Genomic DNA, 3,915 nt, shown 5'->3' with positions numbered 1-3,915 from the left:
TCCTTCCGATCCATCGCGCAAAACCTCCCGCGTTTCCGCCATTCTACACGATATCAATACGAATTGCGAATAGAGCCAATCAGTATCTTCTTCATGACCCGCTCTCCTCCCGTTCACATCCCGCGTGATGATGCGCCCGTCGGCAGTCGGCGTAAAGCGGCGCCGGGACCATGACGACGAAACAATATTTCGCGTTGAAAGTTCCCCCATTGCGCCATTTGTAGCGCATGCTATAAGACCGGCATGGCGAAACCACTTGTCCTGATCGTCAACGGGCCGAACCTCAACATGCTGGGCAAACGCCAGCCCGAGGTTTATGGCCATCAGACGTTGGCCGACATCGAAACCGCTGCGGCAGCGCATGCGGAATCGCTTGGCCTGGACATGGAGTTTCACCAATCCAACCACGAGGGCGACCTGGTGGATTGGATTCAGGGCGCCAGGGGGCGGGCGGCCGGCATCATCTTGAATGCCGGGGCGTTCACCCATACCTCGGTGGCACTGCTCGACGCGCTGATGGCGGCCGAGGTGGTGTGCGTCGAGGTGCACCTGTCGAACATTCACCAGCGGGAAGAATTCCGCCACCACTCCTTCGTTTCCAAGGCGGCCAAGGGGATGATCTGCGGCTTCGGAAGCCACGGCTATATCCTGGCGCTCGACGCCCTTGCCCGCCTGATCAAGGAAAGCTGAACAGGCACATGGCCACTAAATCCATCGATTCCGAATTGGTCCGCTCGCTCGCCACCCTGCTGGACGAGACCAACCTGACCGAGATCGAGTACGACACCGGCTCGATCCGTATCCGCGTCGCCCGCCAGGGCGCTCCGGTCCAGCATTACGCCCCGGCCATGCCGGCGGTCGCGGCTGCTCCCGTCGCCCAGCCGGGCGGTGCGGCGGTCGATGATGCCAACCACCCCGGCGCGGTGACCTCGCCGATGGTCGGCGTGTCGTACCTGTCGCCGGAGCCGGGCGCGCCCAAGTTCGTCGAGGTCGGGGCCACCGTTTCGGAAGGCCAGACCCTGATGCTGATCGAGGCGATGAAGACCTTCAACCCGATCCGCGCGCCGCGCGGCGGCAAGCTGGTCCGCTTCCTCGTCACCGACGGCCAGCCGGTCGAGTTCGGCGAGCCGCTGGCCGTCATCGAATAGGATCGATCCGATGTTCGAGAAGGTGCTGATCGCCAATCGCGGCGAGATCGCTTTGCGTATCCATCGCGCCTGCCGCGAGATGGGCATCCGCACCGTGGCGGTGCATTCCACCGCCGACAACGACGCCATGCATGTCCGCCTGGCCGACGAGGCGGTGTGCATCGGCCCGCCTTCGGCCAAGGATTCCTACCTGAACAAGGCGGCGATCCTGTCGGCGGCGACCATCACCGGGGCAGACGCCATCCATCCCGGCTACGGCTTCTTGTCGGAAAACGCCGACTTCGCCCAGATGGTCGAGGAACACGGCTTCGCCTTCATCGGCCCCAGCCCCGATCATATCCGCATGATGGGCGACAAGATCACCGCCAAGCAGGCCGCCAAGTCGGCCGGCCTGCCGTGCGTGCCCGGTTCCGACGGGGCACTCGACACCGAGGAGGTGGCCTTGGCCACCGCCGAGACCGTCGGCTATCCGGTGCTGATCAAGGCCACCGCCGGCGGCGGCGGCAAGGGCATGAAGGTGGCACGCTCGGCCGACGAACTGCGCGAGGCCTATCGCCTGGCCAGGAACGAGGCCAAGGCGGCGTTCGGCAACGACGAAGTCTACATGGAAAAGTACCTGGGCAAGCCCAGGCACATCGAGATGCAGATCCTGGCCGACAATTACGGCGCCGTGGTCCATCTGGGCGAACGCGATTGTTCGCTCCAGCGCCGCCACCAGAAGGTGCTGGAAGAGGCGCCGTCGCCGGCCCTGAACTCCGCCCAGCGCGAACGGATCGGCGAAATCGCCCGCAACGCGGTCAAGAAGCTGGGCTACCGCAATGCCGGCACCCTGGAATTCCTGTTCGAGAACGGCGAGTTCTATTTCATCGAGATGAACACCCGTCTGCAGGTCGAGCATCCCATCACCGAGGCGATCACCGGCATCGACCTGGTGCGCGAGCAGATCCGCATCGCCGCCGGCGCGCCCTTGGGCTATGGCCAGGAAGACATCCGCTTCCAGGGGCACGCTATCGAGTGCCGCATCAACGCCGAGGACCCGCAGACCTTCATCCCCTCGCCGGGCCGCATCGTCGGCTATCACGCGCCGGGCGGGCTGGGCGTGCGCGTCGATTCCGGCATGTATGCCGGCTACCGCATCCCGCCCCATTACGACAGCATGATCGCCAAGCTGATCGTGTCGGGCAACAGCCGCAACGAGGCGATGATGCGCCTGCGCCGCGCCCTGGGCGAATATGTCATCGACGGCATCAAGACCACCCTGCCGCTGCATCAGCGCCTGGTCAACGACAGCGACTTCCTGAACGGTGATTACGATATTCACTGGCTGGAGAAGTTCGTCGAGCAGCACAGCTGAACGAGCGGACAAGACGGAAAGCGTGAAGGGGCGGCCCAAGGCCGCCCCATTCTTTTGTCGCACAAGTACCATTTTTAGATGTCCACAAGTGCAGCATTCTCGTCTAAGGTATGGGTCCCTACCCTGACAAAGGCTTTCTCGATGCGCGCGCTCGGCAACATTTTGTGGCACATCCCCTTCCTCGGCTTCGTCAATGCCGGTCTGACCTTCCTGTTGGGATTGCTGCTGACCGCGACGGTGGTCGCCGCGCCGATCGGTCTGGGACTGATGCAGTTGGGCAAGTTCTTCCTGGCCCCGTTCGGCCATGAAATGGTCGCCAGGTCCGACGCCATGCCGAACCAGGATAGCAATCCCGCCTGGAAGACCTATTCGACCATCGTGATGATCATCTGGCTGCCGCTGGGGCTGCTGCTGGCCATCGGCACCATCATTCAGGTGATCTTGCTGTTCATCAGCATCCTGGGCATTCCGGTGGCGGCGGCGCTGGCCAAGACCGTCGGCACCATGTTCAATCCGGTCGGCAAGGTCTGCGTCACCTCGGAAGCGGCCGCCGAAATCCGCAAGCTGGCGGGCCTGGGCAAACTGGCGGGCTAGAGCGTTTTCACGCCAAGCGTGAACACGCGACCAGCCAGAGCGGCGCCTGAGCGGCCCGGCACGGGCCAAACATAAGACTCTAGACCGCTTTCCGCTCTGGCGGAAAACGGTCTAGGCTCGCCGCCGCCTTGAACCGGGCGCCGTTTGCGCCATACTGGCAGCGCGACGAATTCGATCGAAAGGCCTGCCCGATGCGCCGAATGCTGCTGGCGTTAGCCCTGCTGCTCCCCGCCCTGCCCGCCCTGGCCGAGGATGTCCGGCCCAGCGCCGGCCAGACCGTCTATGTCCCGGTCTATTCCCATATCTGGCACGGCAATTTGGATGCCAAGGGCAAGCCGCAGATGCTGCTGCTGTCGTCGATGCTGGCGGTGCGCAACACCGATCCCGATGACGGCTTCACCGTGACCTCGGTGCGCTATTACGACACCGCCGGCAAGATGCTGCGGGAATTCGTGGCCAAGCCGGCCCGGTTGGGTCCGATGGCCTCGACCGACTTCTTCGTCGAGCACAAGGACGACGACGGCGGCACCGGGGCCAATTTCGTGGTGGAATGGAAGGCGGACAAGCCCATCAGCCCGCCGATCATCGAGACGGTCAACGCCTATTTCTTCGGCCCGCATTCCCTGGCCTTCACCAGCCCGGGCCGCGCCATCGTCAAGTAAAAAAGCGGGGCCGATTCCTGGTGGAATCGGCCCCGTTATTTCGCCGGGTGGCGGGACGGCTGGGGGGGGAGGGTCGAGGGCATAGGCGTTAACATAGCGCACACACTTGGCGTTTTCGCTTTCTTGGGGTGTCGGCGAGGCGTACAGCGAGGCTGGT

General features: G+C 63.8%; 5 protein-coding genes. All 5 read left to right on the top strand.

The window, feature by feature from the left end:
* Positions 1–243 precede the first annotated feature (243 nt).
* The 5 genes from aroQ to A6A05_RS01740 all read left to right on the top strand — a co-directional run bounded on the left by aroQ (position 244) and on the right by A6A05_RS01740 (position 3,758).
* Positions 244–690, top strand: a complete 447-nt coding sequence (gene aroQ / locus A6A05_RS01760) for a type II 3-dehydroquinate dehydratase (protein ID WP_068496873.1) — start codon at positions 244–246, stop codon at positions 688–690.
* A gap of 8 nt (positions 691–698) precedes the next feature.
* Positions 699–1,148: an acetyl-CoA carboxylase biotin carboxyl carrier protein gene (locus tag A6A05_RS01755; protein ID WP_068496872.1), complete on the top strand. Its 450-nt coding sequence runs from the start codon at positions 699–701 to the stop codon at positions 1,146–1,148.
* Between the two features lie 10 nt (positions 1,149–1,158).
* Positions 1,159–2,502, top strand: coding sequence for an acetyl-CoA carboxylase biotin carboxylase subunit (accC, locus tag A6A05_RS01750; RefSeq protein ID WP_068496871.1), 1,344 nt, complete (start codon positions 1,159–1,161; stop codon positions 2,500–2,502).
* A gap of 141 nt (positions 2,503–2,643) precedes the next feature.
* A complete protein-coding gene (locus A6A05_RS01745) occupies positions 2,644–3,096 on the top strand; it encodes a YccF domain-containing protein (protein WP_068496870.1) in 453 nt (150 codons plus the stop codon).
* Positions 3,097–3,287: 191 nt separating this feature from the next.
* Positions 3,288–3,758, top strand: a complete 471-nt coding sequence (locus A6A05_RS01740) for a DUF3124 domain-containing protein (protein WP_068496868.1) — start codon at positions 3,288–3,290, stop codon at positions 3,756–3,758.
* The last annotated feature ends 157 nt before the right edge of the window (positions 3,759–3,915 follow it).

The sequence above is a fragment of the Magnetospirillum moscoviense genome (assembly GCF_001650635.1).
GTDB classification, from domain to species: Bacteria; Pseudomonadota; Alphaproteobacteria; order Rhodospirillales; family Magnetospirillaceae; genus Magnetospirillum; species Magnetospirillum moscoviense.
This window is presented reverse-complemented; position numbering and strand designations above follow the sequence as displayed.